Annotated in this window: 19 protein-coding genes and 1 pseudogene; 2 read left to right on the forward strand and 18 right to left on the reverse strand. The window is 65.4% G+C overall.

Annotation, left to right across the window (positions count from 1 at the left end):
• Positions 1–24 precede the first annotated feature (24 nt).
• Positions 25–354, forward strand: a complete 330-nt coding sequence (locus AAHK21_RS16860) for a thioredoxin family protein (protein WP_367857836.1) — start codon at positions 25–27, stop codon at positions 352–354.
• Here the strand turns inward: AAHK21_RS16860 and AAHK21_RS16865 are convergent.
• The 7 genes and pseudogenes from AAHK21_RS16865 to urtA form a co-directional block, all read right to left on the reverse strand.
• Positions 306–562 (reverse strand): annotated as a pseudogene (locus AAHK21_RS16865) (hypothetical protein); the annotation flags it as partial. The gene AAHK21_RS16860 and the pseudogene AAHK21_RS16865 overlap by 49 nt on opposite strands.
• Positions 562–1,086 (reverse strand): N-acetyltransferase family protein, encoded by a 525-nt coding sequence (locus tag AAHK21_RS16870; RefSeq protein ID WP_367857837.1) that lies wholly within the window; start codon positions 1,084–1,086, stop codon positions 562–564. The gene AAHK21_RS16870 and the pseudogene AAHK21_RS16865, both read right to left, overlap by 1 nt.
• A 31-nt stretch (positions 1,087–1,117) precedes the next feature.
• Positions 1,118–1,816: an urea ABC transporter ATP-binding subunit UrtE gene (gene urtE / locus AAHK21_RS16875; protein WP_367857838.1), complete on the reverse strand. Its 699-nt coding sequence runs from the start codon at positions 1,814–1,816 to the stop codon at positions 1,118–1,120.
• 133 nt (positions 1,817–1,949) lie between these two features.
• Entirely contained in the window at positions 1,950–2,807 is an 858-nt protein-coding gene (gene urtD / locus AAHK21_RS16880) for an urea ABC transporter ATP-binding protein UrtD (RefSeq protein ID WP_367857839.1), read from the reverse strand.
• Positions 2,804–3,883 (reverse strand): urea ABC transporter permease subunit UrtC, encoded by a 1,080-nt coding sequence (gene urtC, locus AAHK21_RS16885; RefSeq protein WP_367857840.1) that lies wholly within the window; start codon positions 3,881–3,883, stop codon positions 2,804–2,806. Before urtC ends, urtD begins: the two co-directional genes overlap by 4 nt.
• Positions 3,883–5,370, reverse strand: a complete 1,488-nt coding sequence (gene urtB, locus AAHK21_RS16890) for an urea ABC transporter permease subunit UrtB (RefSeq protein WP_367857841.1) — start codon at positions 5,368–5,370, stop codon at positions 3,883–3,885. Before urtB ends, urtC begins: the two co-directional genes overlap by 1 nt.
• A gap of 140 nt (positions 5,371–5,510) precedes the next feature.
• Positions 5,511–6,776 (reverse strand): urea ABC transporter substrate-binding protein, encoded by a 1,266-nt coding sequence (urtA, locus tag AAHK21_RS16895; RefSeq protein ID WP_046854033.1) that lies wholly within the window; start codon positions 6,774–6,776, stop codon positions 5,511–5,513.
• A 516-nt stretch (positions 6,777–7,292) separates the two neighbouring features.
• Between urtA and AAHK21_RS16900 the strand changes: the two genes are divergently transcribed.
• Positions 7,293–7,592 carry a hypothetical protein gene (locus AAHK21_RS16900; RefSeq protein ID WP_046854034.1) on the forward strand — a complete coding sequence of 100 codons (300 nt, stop codon included), beginning with the start codon at positions 7,293–7,295 and terminating at the stop codon, positions 7,590–7,592.
• Between the two features lie 121 nt (positions 7,593–7,713).
• Here AAHK21_RS16900 and cycA read toward each other — a convergent pair whose 3' ends face one another.
• The 11 genes from cycA to cbiE all read right to left on the reverse strand — a co-directional run bounded on the left by cycA (position 7,714) and on the right by cbiE (position 18,965).
• Positions 7,714–9,129: a D-serine/D-alanine/glycine transporter gene (cycA, locus tag AAHK21_RS16905; RefSeq protein ID WP_198755609.1), complete on the reverse strand. Its 1,416-nt coding sequence runs from the start codon at positions 9,127–9,129 to the stop codon at positions 7,714–7,716.
• A gap of 246 nt (positions 9,130–9,375) precedes the next feature.
• Positions 9,376–10,740 (reverse strand): PepSY-associated TM helix domain-containing protein, encoded by a 1,365-nt coding sequence (locus AAHK21_RS16910; RefSeq protein ID WP_367857842.1) that lies wholly within the window; start codon positions 10,738–10,740, stop codon positions 9,376–9,378.
• 58 nt (positions 10,741–10,798) lie between these two features.
• On the reverse strand, positions 10,799–12,859 hold the full coding sequence (locus AAHK21_RS16915) for a TonB-dependent copper receptor (RefSeq protein ID WP_367857843.1): 2,061 nt from the start codon (positions 12,857–12,859) through the stop codon (positions 10,799–10,801).
• Between the two features lie 69 nt (positions 12,860–12,928).
• Positions 12,929–13,360, reverse strand: coding sequence for a DUF2946 domain-containing protein (locus tag AAHK21_RS16920; RefSeq protein WP_367857844.1), 432 nt, complete (start codon positions 13,358–13,360; stop codon positions 12,929–12,931).
• Positions 13,361–13,380: 20 nt separating this feature from the next.
• A complete protein-coding gene (locus AAHK21_RS16925) occupies positions 13,381–13,866 on the reverse strand; it encodes a copper chaperone PCu(A)C (protein WP_046854039.1) in 486 nt (161 codons plus the stop codon).
• 47 nt (positions 13,867–13,913) lie between these two features.
• Complete coding sequence (locus AAHK21_RS16930; protein ID WP_367857845.1) at positions 13,914–14,303, reverse strand: DUF2946 domain-containing protein; 390 nt, start codon at positions 14,301–14,303, stop codon at positions 13,914–13,916.
• 210 nt (positions 14,304–14,513) lie between these two features.
• Positions 14,514–15,368 (reverse strand): SPFH domain-containing protein, encoded by an 855-nt coding sequence (locus tag AAHK21_RS16935; RefSeq protein ID WP_023631114.1) that lies wholly within the window; start codon positions 15,366–15,368, stop codon positions 14,514–14,516.
• A gap of 26 nt (positions 15,369–15,394) precedes the next feature.
• Entirely contained in the window at positions 15,395–15,832 is a 438-nt protein-coding gene (locus AAHK21_RS16940; RefSeq protein WP_102683977.1) for an NfeD family protein, read from the reverse strand.
• 118 nt (positions 15,833–15,950) lie between these two features.
• Positions 15,951–16,670 carry a cobalt-precorrin-6A reductase gene (locus tag AAHK21_RS16945; protein WP_367857846.1) on the reverse strand — a complete coding sequence of 240 codons (720 nt, stop codon included), beginning with the start codon at positions 16,668–16,670 and terminating at the stop codon, positions 15,951–15,953.
• On the reverse strand, positions 16,667–17,761 hold the full coding sequence (locus AAHK21_RS16950) for a cobalt-precorrin-5B (C(1))-methyltransferase (protein ID WP_367857847.1): 1,095 nt from the start codon (positions 17,759–17,761) through the stop codon (positions 16,667–16,669). Before AAHK21_RS16950 ends, AAHK21_RS16945 begins: the two co-directional genes overlap by 4 nt.
• Entirely contained in the window at positions 17,754–18,965 is a 1,212-nt protein-coding gene (gene cbiE / locus AAHK21_RS16955) for a precorrin-6y C5,15-methyltransferase (decarboxylating) subunit CbiE (RefSeq protein ID WP_367858999.1), read from the reverse strand. The genes AAHK21_RS16950 and cbiE overlap by 8 nt, the downstream gene beginning before the upstream one ends.
• Between the last annotated feature and the right edge of the window lie 42 nt (positions 18,966–19,007).

Below are 19,007 nucleotides of genomic sequence, written 5' to 3' on the forward strand. Positions count from 1 at the left end.
ATCCACCTATGCAGGAGCGTCGACATGGCTGTGCAGCAAATCACCGAGGCGCAATTCGAGGAAAAGGTCCTGAAGGCTAAGAAGCCTGTGGTAGTCGAGTTCTTCAAGTACAAGCCCGACGGTAGCGAGAACGCTAGCAAGCGTATGAGCAAGGTGCTGGATGGCTGGGCATCCTCGGAGGCAGGTGCGGAATTCTTCCGCATGCCTTTGGCTGATAGCCCGGAGGTGGCTGGAAAGTACGACGTGCAATCTGCTCCGACTCTGTTGTATTTCTCCAAGGGCAGCAAAGTTGAAGAACTCATCGGTTACAGCGAGGAACGCCCCAAGACCTTGCTGGCACGCCATTTGTCATGAGACGTGGCGCACTCGAGCGCTAGCCTGAACTTGTAGTACAACGCCGTGGCCCGGTAGTTTGCTTCCGGGCCGCAGGCATAGTCAGGAAACTCGCCTGCCGTGCTGTACCCCAGCGACTGATAGAGGGCCTCGGCTCCAGCCCACGCCGCTGCGCATCGCTGTGCGCCAGCAGCTTTTGCACCTTCGCCCGGTTCAGCCCATTGGGCTTCAGTTCCTTGAAGGGGGGAGGGTGTCTTCATCCAGATAAAGCTGCATGAAGGTCAGGTCCAACCAGCGTCCGAATTTCACGCCCACCTGCGGCATCTGCCCGGTGATGCTAAAGCCCAGCCGTTCGTGCAGGCGGATCGACGCGGCATTGCCGCTCTCGATGGCGGCGACCATCACATGTTTGTCGCAAAGACGCGCTCGTTCGATCAGCGCTTCCATAAGGACGGGCCCTAGGCCCTTGCCGCGCTGGCCACCACGGATGTACACCGAATGCTCGACGGTATGGCGAAAGCCCTCGAATGGCCGCCAGTCGCCGAACGAGGCATAACCCAGCACGCCGCTGTCATCCACCGCCACCAGGATTGGATAGCCCTGCTGCGCGCGGGCCTCGAACCAGGCCAGGCGATTGGCCAGGTCCACCGGGGTTTCGTTCCAGATCGCCGTGGTGTTGGCCACGGCGTCGTTGTAGATGTCGAGGATGCCCGGCACGTCGTCGATCAGGGCGTCGCGGATCTGGTAACTCATGACAGCGTCTCGCAAGGGAAGTGGTTGCAGATTAAATGGTAACCAGGCCGCGCACACCTTCGGCCTGCATGTTTTCGCCGCGTCCGCGCTGGACGATCTCGCCGCGGGCCATGACCAGGTACTGGTCGGCCAGTTCCTCGGCGAAGTCGTAGAACTGCTCCACCAGCAGGATGGCCATGTCGCCCCGGCCGGCGAGCTTGCGGATCACCGCGCCGATCTCCTTGATCACCGACGGCTGGATGCCTTCGGTGGGTTCGTCGAGGATCAGCAGGCGCGGGCGGCTGGCCAAGGCGCGGCCGATGGCCAGCTGTTGCTGCTGGCCGCCCGAGAGGTCGCCCCCTCGGCGTTGTTTCATCTGCTCCAGCACCGGGAACAGTTCGTAGATGAATGCCGGCACATCCCGTGCCTCGCGGGCGGGGAAGCGCGACAGGCCCATCAGCAGGTTTTCCTCCACGGTCAGGCGCGGGAAGATCTCGCGGCCCTGGGGTACGTAGGCGATGCCGGCCTGCACTCGTTGTTGTGGCTTGAGTGTGGTGATCGCTTTGCCTTCCCATTCCACACGACCCTCGCGGGCCGGCAGCAGGCCCATCAGGCAGCGCAGCAGGGTGGTCTTGCCCACGCCGTTGCGGCCCAGCAGGCAGGTGACCTCGCCGACTTTGGCCTCGAAGGACAGGCCGCGCAGGATGTGACTGCCGCCGTAGTATTGGTGCAGGGTGTCGATCTTGAGCATGTGTTGTCCTTGTCGAATCGGCTTTGTGTGTTCGGGCCTCATCGCCGGCAAGCCGGCTGCCACAGGATTTGTGCAACTACCGCCCTTGTGGGAGCCGGCTTGCCGGCGATGAGGCCGGTGCAGATAACGAAGATCAGCGGCCCAGATAAACCTCGACCACCCGCTCATCCTCCTGCACCTGCTCCAGCGATCCTTCCGCCAGCACTCTCCCCTGATGCAGCACCGTCACATGGTCGGCAATGCTGCCCACAAAGCCCATGTCATGCTCCACCACCATCAGCGAATGCCTGCCCGCCAACGAGCGGAACAGCTCGGCGGTGAACTCGGTCTCGGCATCGGTCATCCCCGCCACCGGCTCATCGAGCAGCAGCAGCTTCGGCTCCTGCACCAGCAGCATGCCGATCTCCAGAAACTGCTTCTGCCCGTGGGACAACAACCCCGCCTGGCGCTGGGCCAGGGGCAGCAGCCGCAAGGTGGTCAGCACCTCATCGATGCGCTGGCGCTGCTCGCCGCTCAACCGCGCCAACAGGCTGGCCCACACCGACTTGTCGGCCTTGAGCGCCAGCTCCAGGTTCTCGAACACCGTCAACGCCTCGAACACCGTGGGCTTCTGGAACTTGCGGCCGATGCCGGCCTGGGCGATCTGGCATTCGCTCATGCGGGTCAGGTCGAGGGTGTCGCCGAAAAACGCGGCACCCGAATCGGGGCGGGTCTTGCCGGTGATCACGTCCATCATCGTGGTCTTGCCGGCGCCGTTGGGGCCAATGATGCAGCGCAGCTCGCCGACGCCGATGTACAGGTTCAGGTCGTTGAGCGCCTTGAAGCCATCGAAACTGACACTGATCCCTTCCAGGCTCAGCACCGTGCCGTGGCGGGTGTCGAGCCCGGCCTCGCGACGCCGGCCCAGGCCGATGGCCTCGCGACCGCTGCCGACCTGGTCGAAGATCGGTTCGAGCATGAATTCCGGATGCACCGGGGGCACGCTTCTCATGGCTGGCTCCTTTTCTTCACAAGGCCGACCACGCCCTTGGGCAGGTACAGGGTGACGAGGATGAACAGCGCGCCGAGGAAGAACAGCCAGAACTCGGGAAACGCCACGGTGAACCAGCTCTTCATGCCATTGACCAAGCCGGCGCCCAGCAGCGGGCCGATCAGCGTGCCGCGGCCGCCCAAGGCCACCCATACGGCGGCCTCGATGGAGTTGGTCGGTGACATCTCGCTGGGGTTGATGATGCCCACCTGCGGCACGTACAGCGCCCCGGCCAGGCCGCACAGCACGGCGCTGAGCACCCACACCAGCAGCTTGAAGCCGCGTGGGTCGTAGCCGCAGAACATCAGCCTGTTCTCGGCGTCGCGCACGGCGGTGAGCAGGCGCCCGAACTTGCTCTGGGTCAGGCGCCAGCACAGGAACAGGCTGCCCAGCAGCAGGCTCACCGTGAGCAGGAACAGCACGGCCCGGGTGCCCTGGGCGGTGATGTCGAAACCTAGGATGGTGCGGAAATTGGTGAAGCCGTTGTTGCCGCCAAAGCCCGTTTCGTTGCGGAAGAACAGCAGCATCCCGGCGAAGGTCAGGGCCTGGGTCATGATCGAGAAATACACGCCCTTGATCCGCGAGCGGAAGGCGAAGAAGCCGAACACCAGCGCCAGCAACCCCGGCGCCAGCACCACCAGGCACAGCGCCCAGGCGAAGTGCTGGGTGCCGGCCCAGTACCAGGGCAGCTCGCTCCACGACAGAAAGGTCATGAAGCCCGGCAGGCCGTCACCGGCCGCCTGGCGCATCAGGTACATGCCCATGGCATAGCCGCCAAGGGCGAAGAACAGGCCGTGGCCCAGCGACAGCAACCCGGCGTAGCCCCACACCAGGTCCAGGGCCAGGGCGACGATGGCGTAGCAGAGGATCTTGCCGACCAGGGTCAGGGTATAGGCCGAGACCTGTAGCCTGTGCCCATCGGGCAGCAGTGACAGCAGCGGCAGGGCCAGCAGCACCAGGACGACAACGGCGCCGACGGCCAGCGACACCCGGGTGCCGGCCTTGCGCGTGGCAGTGACAATCAATGGCTGGTTCATCAGTCGATTACCCGTCCCTTGAGGGCGAACAGGCCTTGCGGGCGCTTCTGGATGAACAGAATGATCAGCGCAAGGATGAGGATCTTGCCCAGCACCGCACCGATCTGCGGCTCCAGCAGTTTGTTGGCGATGCCCAGCCCGAAGGCCGCCCACAGGCTGCCGGCCAACTGCCCGACGCCGCCGAGCACCACCACCAGGAACGAGTCGATGATGTAGCTCTGGCCCAGGTCCGGGCCGACGTTGCCGACCTGGCTCAAGGCCACGCCACCAAGCCCGGCGATGCCCGAGCCGAGGCCGAAGGCGAGCATGTCGACGCGCCCGGTGGACACCCCGCAGCAGGCCGCCATGTTGCGGTTCTGGGTGACCGCGCGCACGTTCAGGCCCAGCCGCGTGCGGTTGAGCAGTAGCCAGGTGAGCAGCACCACGGCGAGGACGAAGCCGATGATCACCAGGCGGTTGTACGGCAGCACCAGGTTGGGCAGCACCTGGATGCCGCCGGACAGCCAGGCCGGGTTGCTTACCTCGACGTTCTGCGCGCCGAAGAGCAGGCGCACGGCCTGGATCAGGATCAGGCTGATGCCCCAGGTGGCCAGCAGGGTTTCCAGCGGGCGGCCATACAGATGGCGGATCACCGTGCGCTCCAGGGCCATGCCGACCCCGGCGCTGACGGCGAAGGCCACCGGCAGGGCAATCAGCGGGTAGAGCTCGATGGCGCCCGGGGCGTAGCGCTGCAGCAGCACCTGGACCATGTAGGTGCTGTAGGCGCCGAGCATCAGCATCTCGCCGTGGGCCATGTTGATCACCCCGAGCAGGCCGAAGGTGATCGCCAGGCCCAGTGCCGCCAGCAGCAGGATCGAGCCCAGCGACAGGCCGCTAAAGGCCTGGCCGAGCAGCTCGCCGACCAGCAGCTTGCGCTGCACCTGGGCCAGGCTGGTTTCGGCGGCGGTGCGCACGGCGGCGTCGGTTTCGGCGTCGGGTTGTAGTAGCGCTTCAAGGCGGGTGCGGGCCAGCGGGTCGCCGGTTTCGCCGAGCAGGCGCACGGCGGCGAGGCGTACTGCGGGGTCGTTGGCGCCCAGTTGCAGGTTGGCCAGGGCCAGGCCGAGGGCGGCGTGCACGGCGGCGTCGGGTTCGGCGGCGAAACGCCGGTCGAGGAAGGCCATCTGCGCCGGCTGGGCGCTTTTCTGCAACTGCTGGGCGGCGGCCAGGCGGGTTGCGCTGTTGTCGCTGAGCAGCTGGTGGCTGGCCAGGGCGTTGTCGATCAGGCCGCGCAGGCGGTTGTTCAGGCGCAGTTTGCGGCTGTCGCTTTCGGCGATGCGGCCCTGGCGCAGGTTGTCCAGTAGCGGCAGGCGGGCGGCATCGGGTTGCGCGGCCCAGGTTTCGAGCAGGCGCGCCTGTTCGGCGGGCTTGGCGCTAAGGAAGAATTCGCCTTCGCTGGCTTGGGTTGCCAGGGGCAGCAACAGGAGGAGGGTGAGCAGGAATCTGAACATGCGGGCAGTCCTGAAAAATCGGCGGTGGATTCATCGCCGGCAAGCCGGCTCCCACAGGTCCAACAAAGAATTCGGAAGCTGTGCTGTACCTGTGGGAGCTGGCTTGCCAGCGATAGGGCTGCGCAGCAGCCCCAGTGCACTCAGTTACCCTTCACCGCATAATCCGGCCGCTTGTCATTACCCGGAATGAACGGGCTCCACGGCTGCGCCCGCAGCGGCTGCTCGGTTTCCCATACCACACTGAACTGCCCGTCATCCTGGATCTCGCCGATCATTACCGGCTTGTGCAGGTGGTGGTTGCTCTTGTCCATGGTCAGGGTGAAGCCCGACGGTGCCTTGAAGCTCTGCCCGGCTAATGCTTCACGCACTTTGTCGACGTCTGTGGACTTGGCTTTCTCGGCGGCCTGCGCCCACATGTGAATGCCTACATAGGTGGCCTCCATCGGGTCATTGGTCACCGCCTTGTCGGCGCCCGGCAGGCCCTTGGCCTTGGCGTAGGCCTTCCAGTCCGCGACGAACTTCTGGTTCACCGGGTTATCCACCGACTCGAAGTAGTTCCACGCCGCCAGGTGCCCCACCAGCGGCTTGGTGTCGATGCCGCGCAGCTCTTCTTCACCCACCGAGAAGGCCACCACCGGTACATCGGTGGCCTTCAGCCCCTGGTTGGCCAGTTCCTTGTAGAACGGCACGTTGGAGTCGCCGTTGACCGTGGAGATCACCGCCGTCTTGCCGCCCGCCGAGAATTTCTTGATGTTGGCGACGATGGTCTGGTAATCGCTGTGGCCGAACGGCGTGTACACCTCCTCGATATCCTTGTCGGCCACGCCCTTGCTGTGCAGGAAGGCGCGCAGGATCTTGTTGGTGGTGCGCGGGTAGACGTAGTCGGTGCCCAGCAGGAAGAAGCGCTTGGCGCCGCCACCGTCCTCGCTCATCAGGTATTCCACCGCAGGGATCGCCTGCTGGTTGGGCGCCGCGCCGGTGTAGAACACGTTCGGCGACATTTCTTCACCTTCGTATTGCACCGGGTAGAACAGCAGCCCGTTGAGTTCCTCGAACACCGGCAGCACCGACTTGCGCGACACCGAGGTCCAGCAGCCGAACACCACCGCCACCTTGTCCTGGGTCAGCAGCTGGCGGCTCTTCTCGGCGAACAGCGGCCAGTTGGACGCCGGGTCCACCACCACCGCCTCGAGCTGCTTGCCGTTGACCCCGCCCTTGGCGTTGATCTCGTCGATGGTCATCAGCGCCATGTCCTTGAGCGAGGTCTCGGAAATGGCCATGGTCCCGGACAGCGAATGCAGGATGCCGACCTTGATGGTCTCGGCGGCCTGGATGCTCCAGCTCAGGCCCATCGCCGCAATCGATGCGCTGAGGGTGAAGGCCTTGATCAGACTGCGTCGCTTCATGTGCTCACTCCGATGTGATGGTGGGTGTTGGCCATATCGGAGATTGCAAAGGCTGTGCCGGGCGTTGGAATGTGCGTGATAGAGCGGTTGTGCGACGAATCGGGGCGCGGGGTGGAGCCAGGATGGTGCTTGCTGCACAGGCCTGCACAGGATTGGGGCCGGGGGCGATGAACACTTTTGACACATAAGCGGTACTTGAGTACCGTGCCGCACCGCAGTAGTTTCTGCGGTTCGGGATTGGCGTCCCGCTGTCAGAACCGGGCACATCGCACTTGCGATAGCGTGTCCTGCATGGTTGCACCCGTTATGGGCGGAGCCGTGTGTGGGAGCCTTCGGGCTCACCGGACCTTCTGACCGGCAACGCCAACCCGCACGGCTCCGTCCACCCATATTGGCGTATGGGCACGGAGATACACTTCAGAAGGCTGCAAGGAGTAGCACCATGCTCAAGAAGATCGTTCCCGATCCACCGTTCGCATTTATCGAGATCGCCACCTTTCATCGAGAGGTGCAGCCATGAACCAGGAATCGCTGGTCAACCTCACCCCGCGCAAATCACGTCCGGTCACCGCCAGTTCCCACTTTGGCACCTGCAATCACGCCCATGCGCCGATGCTCTCGGTGCAGGCCGGGGTCGATAGCGAGGATGCGCTGGTGTGCGCCGTGGCGGCGTTGAAGGCAGCCTATGAGACCAATGCCGCAGCATTGGAGAAGGCCGGGGAGCCGTTACGCAGTTTGCTGACGGCGACGGAGAATTCGCTGGAGAAGGGGTTGGCGTTGGCTGAGGCTGTGCTTGAAGGGTTGGAGCACGGCTGACAATCGCCGGGGCCGCTGTGCGGCCCAATCGCCGGCAAGCCGGCTCCCACAGGTACTGCGCAATCCTGACCCTGTGGGAGCTGGCTTGCCAGCGAAAGGGCTGCGCAGCAGCCCCCTGCGATCAGCGGCTCGACGCGCCTCTCACCGCATTGCGCGGCTGGCGCCTGCTACGCACGAACTGATAGGTCACCGCCAGGATCACAAACCAGATCGGCGTCACCACCAGCGCCGAGCGCGTATCGGCCTCCAGGCTCAACAGCACCAGGATGCCGGCGAAGAACACCAGGCACACGTAGCACATGAAGCGCCCGCCGGGCATCTTGTAGGTGGATTGCTCATGCAGCGCCGCACGTTGCTTGCGGTAGCTCAGGTACGACAGCAGGATCAGTGTCCAGACGAACATGAACAGCACCGCCGACACCGTCGTCACCAGGGTGAAGGCTTCGATCACATTGGGTACCAGGTAGATCAGCACCGCGCCCAGCAGCAGGCAGGTGCAGGAGAAGTACAGGCCGTTGGCCGGCACCGCGCGGCGCGAGAGTTTCTCGAACGCCTTGGGCGCATCGCCCTCCTGGGCCAGGCCGAACAGCATGCGGCTGGTGGAGAACACGCCGCTGTTGGCCGACGAGGCCGCCGAGGTCAGTACCACGAAGTTGATGATGCTCGCCGCCGCCGGCAGGCCGGCCAGCACGAACAGCTCGACGAACGGGCTCTTGCCCGGCACCACGTCGCGCCATGGGGTCACGGCCATGATGGCGATCAGCGCCAGTACGTAGAACACGATTATACGGATCGGGATCGAGTTGATCGCCCGCGGCAGGGTGCGCTCGGGGTTCTTCGCTTCGGCGGCGGTGGTGCCGACTAGTTCGATGCCGACGAAGGCGAATACGGCGATCTGGAAGCCGGCGAAGAAGCCCAGCAGGCCGTTGGGGAACATGCCGCCGTCATTCCACAGGTTGGTCAAGGTGGCGGTGTGCCCACTCGGCGACTGGAAGCCGGTGATGACCATGTACAGGCCGGTGGCGACCAGGCCCATGATGGCGATGATCTTGATCAGGGCGAACCAGAACTCCATCTCGCCGAACATCTTCACCGTGACCAGGTTCAGCGACAGCAGCAGGGCCACGCAGCTCAGCGCCGGTATCCACTGCGGAAGGTCGGGGAACCAGAATTGTGTGTAGGCGGCAATCGCCACCACGTCGGCGATGCCGGTGACCACCCAGCAGAACCAGTAGGTCCAGCCGGTGAAGTAGCCGGCCCAGGGGCCGAGCAGGTCGGCGGAGAAATCGATGAACGACTTGTAGTTGAGGTTCGACAGCAGCAGCTCGCCCATGGCGCGCATGACGAAGAACAGCATGAAGCCGATGATCATGTAGACGAAGATGATCGACGGGCCGGCCAGGCTGATGGTCTTGCCCGAGCCCATGAACAGGCCGGTGCCGATGGCGCCGCCAATGGCGATGAGCTGGATGTGACGGTTGGTCAGGTTGCGTTGCAGGTGCTGCTCTTCGGAGGGTGTCTGGGAGGTCCGGGTCATAGGCTGCATTCCATTGAGGGTCAGTCTTTTTGTGAGCGAAAGCCGCGTAGGCTATCACGTCGCGTTCCAATCGCGGGTGTGGCAGATCGGCACGATCTTGGCGGTACAGCGCGGTGCTCGACATGACTGGAGTCAATGGTTGCATGGGCTGGCCTCATCGCCGGCAAGCCGGCTCCCACAGGGATCGCATCCACCTTTGTGGGAGCCGGCTCGCCGGCGATCAGGCCGGAACAGCCAAGCAAGGTCTCAGGCCCGGGCCAAGGCCCGCTGCCGCACCACCAGGCTATCCACCACCCACATCACCACCATGGACAACCCCACCAGCGGGAAGGCGATGCCCAGCACCAGCATCACCGCCACTGCTGTCTTCCAGCGCGGCAGGTCATGACGCAGTGGCGGCACTCCGAGCCCACCGGCCGGCTTGCGCTTCCACCACATCACCAGCCCGCTCACCGAACCCAGCAGGATCATCAGGCACACCAGCAGGATGACGAGCTGGTTCAACGCCCCGAACATCTTGCCTTCGTGCAGCATCACCCCCAGCTCCGTGGCGCGGGCCACCGGGCTGTAGTCCTGCCAGCGCACGTCGGCCAGCACCTGCCCGGTGTACTGGTCGACATGCAGGGTGGCGTCGTTGCGCGGGTCGTCGGCGAACACCGCGATGGTGAACACGCCCTCGGCACTGGTCGGCAGGGTGATGCTGTAGCCCGGCTCGACCTTGCGCAGGGTGGCGACGTCCTCGACCTGCTGCAGGCTCACCTGCGGCGCGGCTGGTGCGTGATCCATCATGTGGTGCCCGGCATGCTCGGCATGGGCGCCGGACACTGGCATCGGCGTGTTCTCCATGGCCCAGGGCACGGTCTGGCGATGGGCGCTGTTGAGGTCGCGCGCTTCTTTATCGGACTTGGGCACATCGTTCCACATGGCCGCCGGGAAGCGGTTCCACAGGTCGGCGTACTGCTTGCCCCACAGCCCGGTCCAGGTCATGCCGCTGAGCAGCATCAACAGCAGCAGGGCCGAGCCCCAGAAACCGGTGACGGCATGCAGGTCGCGCCACAGCAAGCGGCCGCGCGCGCTGAAACGTGGCCACAGCACGCCCGCGCTGCTGCGCCCGCGTGGCCACCAGAGATAGAGCCCGGACACCACCAGGACAATGCCCCAGCCCGCCGCCAGTTCCACCAGTCGGTCACCGACCGTGCCGACCATCAGTTCGCCATGCAGGGAGCGGGCGATGGCCTGCAGGTTCTGCTTGCCATCCTGCTCGCCCAGCACCTTGCCGCTGTACGGGTCGATGAAGACATTCAGCTCGCGACCGCCGTCATATACCACGAACTGCGCGCTACGCTCGGCGCTGATCGCGGGCAGGTACTGGCCCACCTGCCCCTGTGGATAAGCTTGGCGCACGTTGGCCAGCAGGGTGTCGGCGCTTTGCCGGTGATGACCGGCCTCGACCACCATCAGTTCGCGGTACATCAATGGGTCGAGCTGCGGCTTGAACAGGTAGACGATCCCGGTAAGCGCCAGCAGGATCATGAACGGCGCCACGAACAGCCCGGCATAGAAATGCCAGCGCCACGCCAGGTTGTAGAAGGAAACGTTTGGTTTGCTCATGGGAGCCTCCCGTAGACCTTGTGTGGGCGCGGTCAGGCCCCGCGCCCGTTTGTTGTTGTCAGAAGCTGAAGTCGACCTTGGTCCAGAAGGTCCTGCCTGGCTCGTTCACCGGCTGGGTACTGTTGGCCGGGTAGCCGAACCCGGCGTTCCCGGCCAGGTTCAGGTGCTCGGCGTAGGCCTTGTCGAACAGGTTGTCGACGCCCGCGCTGAGCTTGAGGTTGTTGTTCACCTTGTAGGCACCGTTGAGCGAGAACACACCGAAGCCGGCACTTTTGTCGTAGTCCTTGCCGACCACGTTGCCCTGGTTCTGGGCGATGCGGTTCTGCTCGGCCACCAGGCGCCATAGGGCACCGACGCTCCAGGTGTCGCGGCTGTAGGTCAGGCCCAGGCGGCTTTCCAGCGGTGGCATTTGCGGTAGCGCCTTGCCATCACTGCTGTTCTTGCCCCAAGCGTAGGCGAGCGTGGCGTCGGCCTTCCAGTTCTCGGTCAGCTTGTAGGCCGCGCCCAGTTCGCCGCCCATGATGCGGGCGTCGATGTTCTGCGCCTGGGAAACGAGTCGGCTGCCCATACCGCCCATGCCAGGCACGTAGTCGAACAGGATGTAGTCGCGGATCTGGCCGACGTAGCCCGAAGCCCAGGCCTCCAGGCGTTCGTCGCGGTACTGGATGCCGAAGTCGAGCTGGGTGGTCTTCTCCGGCTTGATACCGTCGAAGGCGTTCACCGAACCGGTTGGGGCCAGGGTGGGCGAGAACAGCTCCCAGTAGTCCGGGAAGCGCTGAGTGTGGCCAAGGCCTATGTAGGTGGTGGCCGGTACGGCGGCCAGGTCGTGCTCATAGCGCACAAAGCCACTGGGCAAGGTATCGGCCCGGGTGTCACCGCTGGTGGCGATGTCCTTGCGGAAATCGCGGGCTGAGGCCCGGTCCAGGCGCGCACCAGTGATCAATCGGTCCTCGCCGGTGGCGTACCAGGTCAGTTCACCGAAAACGCCGTAGTTGTGGAAGTCGGCGTCCTTGTCCCAGGGCTTGGCCTTGTACGTGTCGATACCCATGCCATTGCGCTTGCGGTGCTCGTTGGTTTGCGCATCGATGCCGCTGATCAGCTGTACATCGGCCCAGCGCCAGGTCGCCTTGATCCGTGCGCCGAGGGTGCGGCGATCGACGTTGCTGGCCATCGGCATCCCGACGGTCGAGCGCAGGGTGTAGTTGTCCATCACGTGGTCGGCGTAGTTGTAGTAGACCTGCGCCTCGACCTTGTCGAGCACTTCACCGAGGTTGGACTTCTCGAAGCGCAGCCCTAGGCTTTCACGCTTGAACTGCGAACCGTCCATGCCACGCCCGGCGGAGCGTGCCTCGCCATCGCCCTTGCCGGCGGTCAGTTCGAGCAGGGTGTCGGCGTCCGGGGTCCAGCCGAGGCTGACATCGCCGTTCCACTTGTCCCAGCGCGACGGCACGGTGTCACCGTTGCCGTCTTCGAAGTCATCCGAGTGCGACTGGTTGCCGACGAAGCGCACATAGCCGAGCTGGTTGCCGGCGGCAGCGTCGAGCACCTTGTCGAAGCGGCCGTTGGAGCCGGCCAGCACGCTGCCGTTGACCCGGCTGCCGAGCTCGCCGAATTTCTCCGGGTCACGCTCGAAGAGGATGGTGCCAGCCGAACCGCCCGGGCCCCAGATCACGCTCTGCGGGCCCTTGATCACGGTGAGGCGGTCGTAGGTTTCCGGGGAGATGTACGAGGTCGGGGCGTCCATGCGGCCCGGGCAGGCGCCGAGCATCATGCCGCCGTTGGTGAGGATGTTCAGCCGCGAGCCGAACATGCCGCGCAGTACCGGGTCGCCGTTGGTGCCGCCAGCGCGGATCACCGAGAACCCAGGGATAGTCTTGAGGTAGTCGCCGCCGTCGCTGGCTGGCGCGGGCTGGCGCGGGTCCTTGGGGTTGGTGACCACGGTCAGCGGCGAGCTCGGGGCGATGGCGGTGATCACCGTCGGGCTCAGCTCGGCAGTGTCGTGGATGTGGCCTTCGTGGCCGGTTTCGGCGGCAAAGGCCAGTGGCGCGAGCAGCGAGCCGCACAGTACGGCGATGGTCCCACGCAGGGAAAGGGCAAAAACAGGGGTGCAGCCGGACATAATGATTCCAGTCGATCAGTCATGAGTCAGCGCGAAGCCTCCTGGCTTCGGGCGTTTATCGCGTTGTGTTCAGGCGACGATCGAACGGGGTGGCGCGCGGCTGCGGGCGCCGGGGAATACAGCCTGCCGGGCATGGCCCTGGCGCGTGGCATTGGCCAGGTGGACAGGGGGGATCTGGCTGCCCGCAGTCAGCGGGCTGAGGGTCTGGGGCAGGGCGGGGCAGTTGAACAGCAGGCTGCAATAGCCGCACTTCTCCCACATGACATGCAGCTGGCCATCGTTGCCGTGGCCATGGTGCTCGTCGTGAGCGTGGGCCATGGGCATGCTCATCGACATGTCCATGGGCATGGCCATGCCGGCGTGGTGCTCCATCGGCATCGACTGGGAAACCAGCGGGCCGATGAAGATCATCCACATGGCGAACAGGCTCAGCCAGCCTCCACCGACGCGCCTGCGATCAGGGCGGGTGCTGCGGGCGGAGCTGTAGCGCGGCAGGCTCATGGCGAGCGCCTGTCAGTCGGTCAGTGCGTGTGTTCGTGCGCTGCGGCTTGTTCGGCCGGCGGCTGCTTCTGCACCGCGACGTCGACCGTGACGTCACCGGCTTTCTCGAAGTGCAGGGTCAGCGGGAAGCGCTTGCCGTCGGTGAGCAGGCTGCGGTCCTTGGGCTGCATGATCATCACGTGGTAGGCGCTGGGGGCGAATACCACATCCTTGCCGGCCGGGACCAACACGCTAGGTACATGTTGCATCTTCATGGCGCCGGCGGCGCTCATCACATGCTCGTGCAACTGGGCGTCGTCGGTGATGGGGCTTTTCACCGAAAGCAGGCGGTCATCGGCCTTGCCGTTGTTGTGCACGACAAAGTAGGCCGCCACGTTAGGCGCGTTCGGCGGCAGCTCCAGCGACCAGGGGTGGGCGATGTGCAGGTCGCCGACGCTGTACTCGTGGGCGTTGGCGTAGGCGCCGGGCAGCAGCAGGGCGGCCAGGACGAGGGCTTGCTTGAGCATGGGTGAGTCTCCGGTCTGTTCAGGTTCTGAAGGACAGCGTAGTGAACTCAGACCAGCGGAGAGGCACGGGGATTGAGCGCGGGCCAGAGCTGGCGCGGCGTGGGTTGGTAGTCGGCGAGGTGCGGCAGGTGCCCGGCGATCAGAAGCGGCGGGTTGTGCAACTGGGGCGGGTAGCTGGGCAAGGCCAGCAGTGGCGCTGCACCCAGGCAGCACCAGCAGTTCATCATGCTGGCGCTGTCGTCGCTTTGCGGCCCCAGGTCGATCTTGGCCAGGGCCTGGACATCGACCTTGGCCTTGTTGGCCATGCTGGAGCAGAAAGCCCCCCACAGCAGCTGCTCGGCCGGGCCCTTGGGCGCGGCAGAAGACAGCGGCATGGCCAGCAGGTTGAACAGCACTGCAAGGCAGGCTATCCAGGCAATGTGCCGACGTGGGGGCATGGAGAGATCCGGTCAGGAATCGTGATGGCTATTGTACGGCGGAGTATAGGTAAAAAAGCCGGGGTGCGGTGAAGTGCCGCACCTGGGGCTGCACAGCAGCCCTTTCGCTGGCAAGCCAGCTCCCACAGGTGTTGCGGCGAACCCTGTGGGAGCTGGCTTGTCGTGGCGACGAACCGCAGCGAAAGAGGCGCAAAGCACCCCCCGACGATATCAAGCCTTGCCGCGGCCCATCAGGCCGCGCACGGTTTCCTGCAGGTCCGCCGGCAGTACCACGACTTTCGAGTTGTCGCTGGCCGCCAGGTTCTCCATCGCGCCAATGTAACGCTCACCCAGCAGGTACATGGCCGGCACGGTCTCGCTGCCCACCGCTTCCTTGACCAGGGTGATCGCCCGCGCCGACGCTTCGGCCAGGTTCACCTGGGCCTCGGCATCCAGCTTGGCCGCCTGCAGCCGCGCTTCGGCCTCGAGAATCGCCGCCTGCTTGTTGCCTTCGGCACGGGTCACATCGGCTTTACGCTCACGCTCGGCGGCCGCCTGGCGCTCCATGGCGGTCTGCATGCTCGGCGATGGCTTGATGTCCTGGATCTCCACCGAGCGCACGGTCACGCCCCAGTCTTCGGTCTGCTCGGACATCGCCTCGCGCAGACGTGCCTTGATCTGCTCGCGGCTGGACAGCGCCTCGTCCAGGTCCATGGCGCCGACGATGGCGCGCAGCGAGGTCATGGTCAGGCTGGTGACGGCGAACGAGAAGTTCTGCACGCCGTACGAGGCCTTCTGCGGATCGACCACCTTGGCGAAGCACAGGGCGTTGGCGACGATCACCGCGTTGTCCTTGGTGATGATTTCCTGCTGCTGCACGTCGAGGATGATGTCCTTGGTCGGCAGGCGGTAGGCGACCACGTCCATGTACGGAATGACGATGTTCAGGCCCGGCTTGAGGGTGCTGTGGTAGCGGCCCAGGCGCTCGACGATCCATTCCTCGCCCTGGGGCACGATGCGCACGCCCTTGAACACGGTGATGAGGACGAATACAGCGAGGGTGGCGACGACGATGAGGCTGGTCATGGTGCGAACTTCCTTTTAGTGCGGATTCAGGCCCGGGTAACCCGGGCGGTGTTGCCTTCGATGGCGGCCAGGCGCACACGCTCGCCGGCGGGGATGTCGCTGTCGGCGACGCAGGTCCATTCCTCGTTGCCGAGGATCGGCTTCTGGAAGCGCACGCGGCCTTTCTGGAACTGCGACACGGCGCTGGTCAGCAGGCCGACCTCACCGATCACGCTGTCGGCGGTCCAGCGCACGTCCGGCTTCTTGCGCCGGAACACCTTGAACCAGAGGGCGGTGGTAATCGATGAGAGCACCACCCACAGCAGGCCCTGCATATCGAGTTGCAGGCCGGGAGCAAGCAGCGAAATGAACGACACCAGTACGGCACCGATGCCGAACCAGAGAATGAAGAAGGTGGGGAGCACCAGTTCCAGCAGGATCAGGGCCACGCCGAAGACGAGCCAGATCCACCATTGCATTTCCATATGAGCAGGGCCTTCCAGGGGGAGGGGTCAGAGTTTACGGCAGTGGAGAGGCAAATGGCCATTTGGTGAGAAGGTTGAAGCGTCTGAGACTCCGGTCAGGCCAAGGGGACCATCGAAGTCAGCGCGTAAGTGCCGATACCAGTTCAGTCACAGAGCTGAACAACCGATCGACCTCGGGAAGCTCGGGGCGTTTGAGAATCAACACCGGAGTACCTCGCTCCCTTGCCACTTCCAGCTTCGGCTCGGTGGCCGTGCTGCCACTGTTCTTGCTCACCAGCACATCGATCCGTCGACGTTCGAACAGGGTACGCTCATCGTCGATGAGGAATGGTCCGCGCGCACCGATCACCTCGCAGCGTTCATTGCCTGGACACGCTTCGAGGGCGCGCAGGGTCCAGAACTGGTGTGGGGGGATTTCGTCCAGATGTTGCAGGGGTTCGCGGCCAAGGGTGAACAAGGGGCGCTCGAACGGGGCCAGCGCCTCGATCAGCCCGGCCCAGTCCTCGACTTCGCGCCAGTCATCGCCAGGCTGTGCCTGCCATGCCGGGCGGCGCAGGGCCCAGCAGGGAATGCCAGCGCTGCGTGCGGCGAGGGCGGCGTTGCGGCTGATCTGCGCGGCATAGGGATGGGTGGCGTCGATCAGCAGGTCGATGCCTTCGACACGCAGGTACTCGGCCAGGCCTTCGGCGCCGCCATAGCCGCCGACCCGTACCTGGCAGGCCAGGTCCTGGGGAATACGGCCGATGCCGGCGAGGCTGTAGACATGCTGCGGCCCGAGTGTACGGGCGATGGCCAGGGCCTCGGTAACGCCGCCCAGCAGCAGGATGCGCCCGTTCATTGCACACCCGCCTTGCCGACGATACCGCCCTGGCGGTCGATGGCGAACACCTCCACCTGGACCTGGGCCGGCACCACGCTACGGGCGAAGTTCAGCGCATGGCGGCAGACTTCGTCGCCCAAGGCGATACCGGCGGCATGGGCCAGGGCGAGGGCCTGCTGGCTGGTGTTGGCGCCGACGATCGCCGCTTGCAACGCTGAGTCGGCGCCAATGTCGGCAGCCCAGCCCGCCAGCTGCGGCAGGTCGATGCTCGAATGGCGGCTGTGCAGGTCCATGTGCCCGGCCGCCAGCTTGCTGATCTTGCCGAAGCCACCGCATAGCGTGAGGCGCGGCACCGGCACCTTGCGCAGGTGCTTGAGCACGGCGCCGACGAAGTCGCCCATCTCGATCAGGGCGATCTCCGGCAGGCCGTAGACCCGGCGCATGGTGTCTTCGCTGGCGTTGCCGGTGCAGGCGGCGATGTGCGTGTAGCCATTGGTGTGGGCGACGTCGATGCCCTGGTGGATCGAGGCGATGTAGGCCGAGCAGGAAAACGGCCGGACGATGCCGCTGGTACCGAGGATCGACAGCCCGCCGAGGATGCCCAGGCGCGGGTTCATGGTCTTCAGGGCCAGCGACTCGCCGTCCTGGACATTGACCGTGACTTCAAAACCGCCGCCATAGCCGCATTCGCTGGCCAACTGTTGCAAGTGGTCGCCGATCATCCTGCGCGGTACCGGGTTGATCGCCGGCTCGCCGACGCCCAGCACCAGCCCCGGGCGGGTAACGGTCCCCACGCCTTGCCCGGCGACAAAGCGAATGCCGGGCTCGGCCAGCAGGCGCACCTGGCTGTAGAGCAGGGCGCCATGGGTGACATCGGGGTCGTCGCCGGCATCTTTCAGGGTGCCGGCTTCGGCGGCTTCGCCTTTGAGATGGCAGAACTCCAGGCGCATCTCTACCACCTTGCCCTTGGGCAGGGTGATGTGCACCGCGTCATTGTGCTGGCCGGTCAGCAGCAGGCGCGCCGCCGCCAGGCTGGTGGCGGTGGCGCAGCTGCCGGTGGTCAGGCCGCTGCGCAGGGGCGCGGGCTGTTCGCGGGTTTCTTCACGCATCGACGGGTTTCACCACGTCGAGCAACGTGATCGGCAGGGCCTGGCGCCAGGTGTCGAAACTGCCCAGCGGCTGGGTGTGGGCGATATGGATACGGGTCAGCTCGCCGCCATGCTGGTCGCGAAACTGCGCCAGGGCGACCTCGCTTTGCAGCGTGACGGCGTTGGCAACCAGGCGCCCGCCCGGCAGCAGGCGCTCCCAGCACAGGTTGAGCACGCCTTCGCGGGTGACGCCACCGCCGATGAAGATCACGTCCGGACGTTCCAGCCCAGCCAACGCCTCGGGTGCCTTGCCGCGGATCAGTTGCAGGCCGGGCACGCCGAGGGTGTCGCGGTTGTGTTCGATATAGCCCTGGCGGCCTTCGTCTGCCTCGATCGCAAGGGTGCGGCAGCTGGGGTGGGCGCGCATCCATTCGATGCCGATGGAGCCGCAACCGGCGCCTACGTCCCACAGCAGTTCGCCCGGTTGCGGTGCCAGGCGGGCCAGGGTAATCGCTCGCACGTCGCGCTTGGTCAGCTGGCCGTCGTGACGGAAGGCGCTGTCGGGCAGGCCGGCCACGCGAGGCAGGCGCGGCGCATCAAGCGAGGCCTGGCATTCGATGGCGACCAGGTTGAGCGGGGCGATGTCGGTGTGTGGCCAGTCGTCGGCGGTGCCGCTCAGCGTTCTTTCCTGCGGGCCGCCGAGGTGTTCGAACACCTGGAGACGGCTGGGGCCGAAGCCACGTTCGCGCAGTTGCGCGGCAATGGCCGCCGGGCTGCTTTCGTCGTTGCTCAGCACCAGCAGGCGCATGCCGCTGTACAGGTGGGCATTGAGCGCCGCCAGCGGGCGGGCGACCACCGAGACCACCTGCACGTCCTGCAGCGGCCAACCCAGGCGGGCGGCGGCCAGGGCGCAGGAGGAGGGCATCGACAGCACCTGCAGTTCCTCGGCGGGCAGCTGGCGCGCCAGGCTGGCGCCGACGCCGTAGAACATCGGATCGCCGCTGGCCAATACGCATACCGGCTCGCCGCGCAGGGCCAGCACCGGGGCCAGGGAGAAGGGGCTGGGCCAGTGCAGTTGCTCGGCGGTGACGCAGCGGGGCAGCAGGGCCAGCTGGCGCGGGGCACCGATGATGCGCGTGGCCGCTAGCAGGGCGCGCCGGGCCTGTTTGCCCAGGCCGCTGAAGCCGTCTTCGCCGATGCCTATTACTGTCAGCCAGGGGGCCATCTGTTCCTCGTACCGTTCATTGATCGCGGGGCGTTCGACCAC

The organism is Pseudomonas sp. TE50-2, from assembly GCF_040813665.1.
Taxonomy (GTDB): domain Bacteria; phylum Pseudomonadota; class Gammaproteobacteria; order Pseudomonadales; family Pseudomonadaceae; genus Aquipseudomonas; species Aquipseudomonas soli.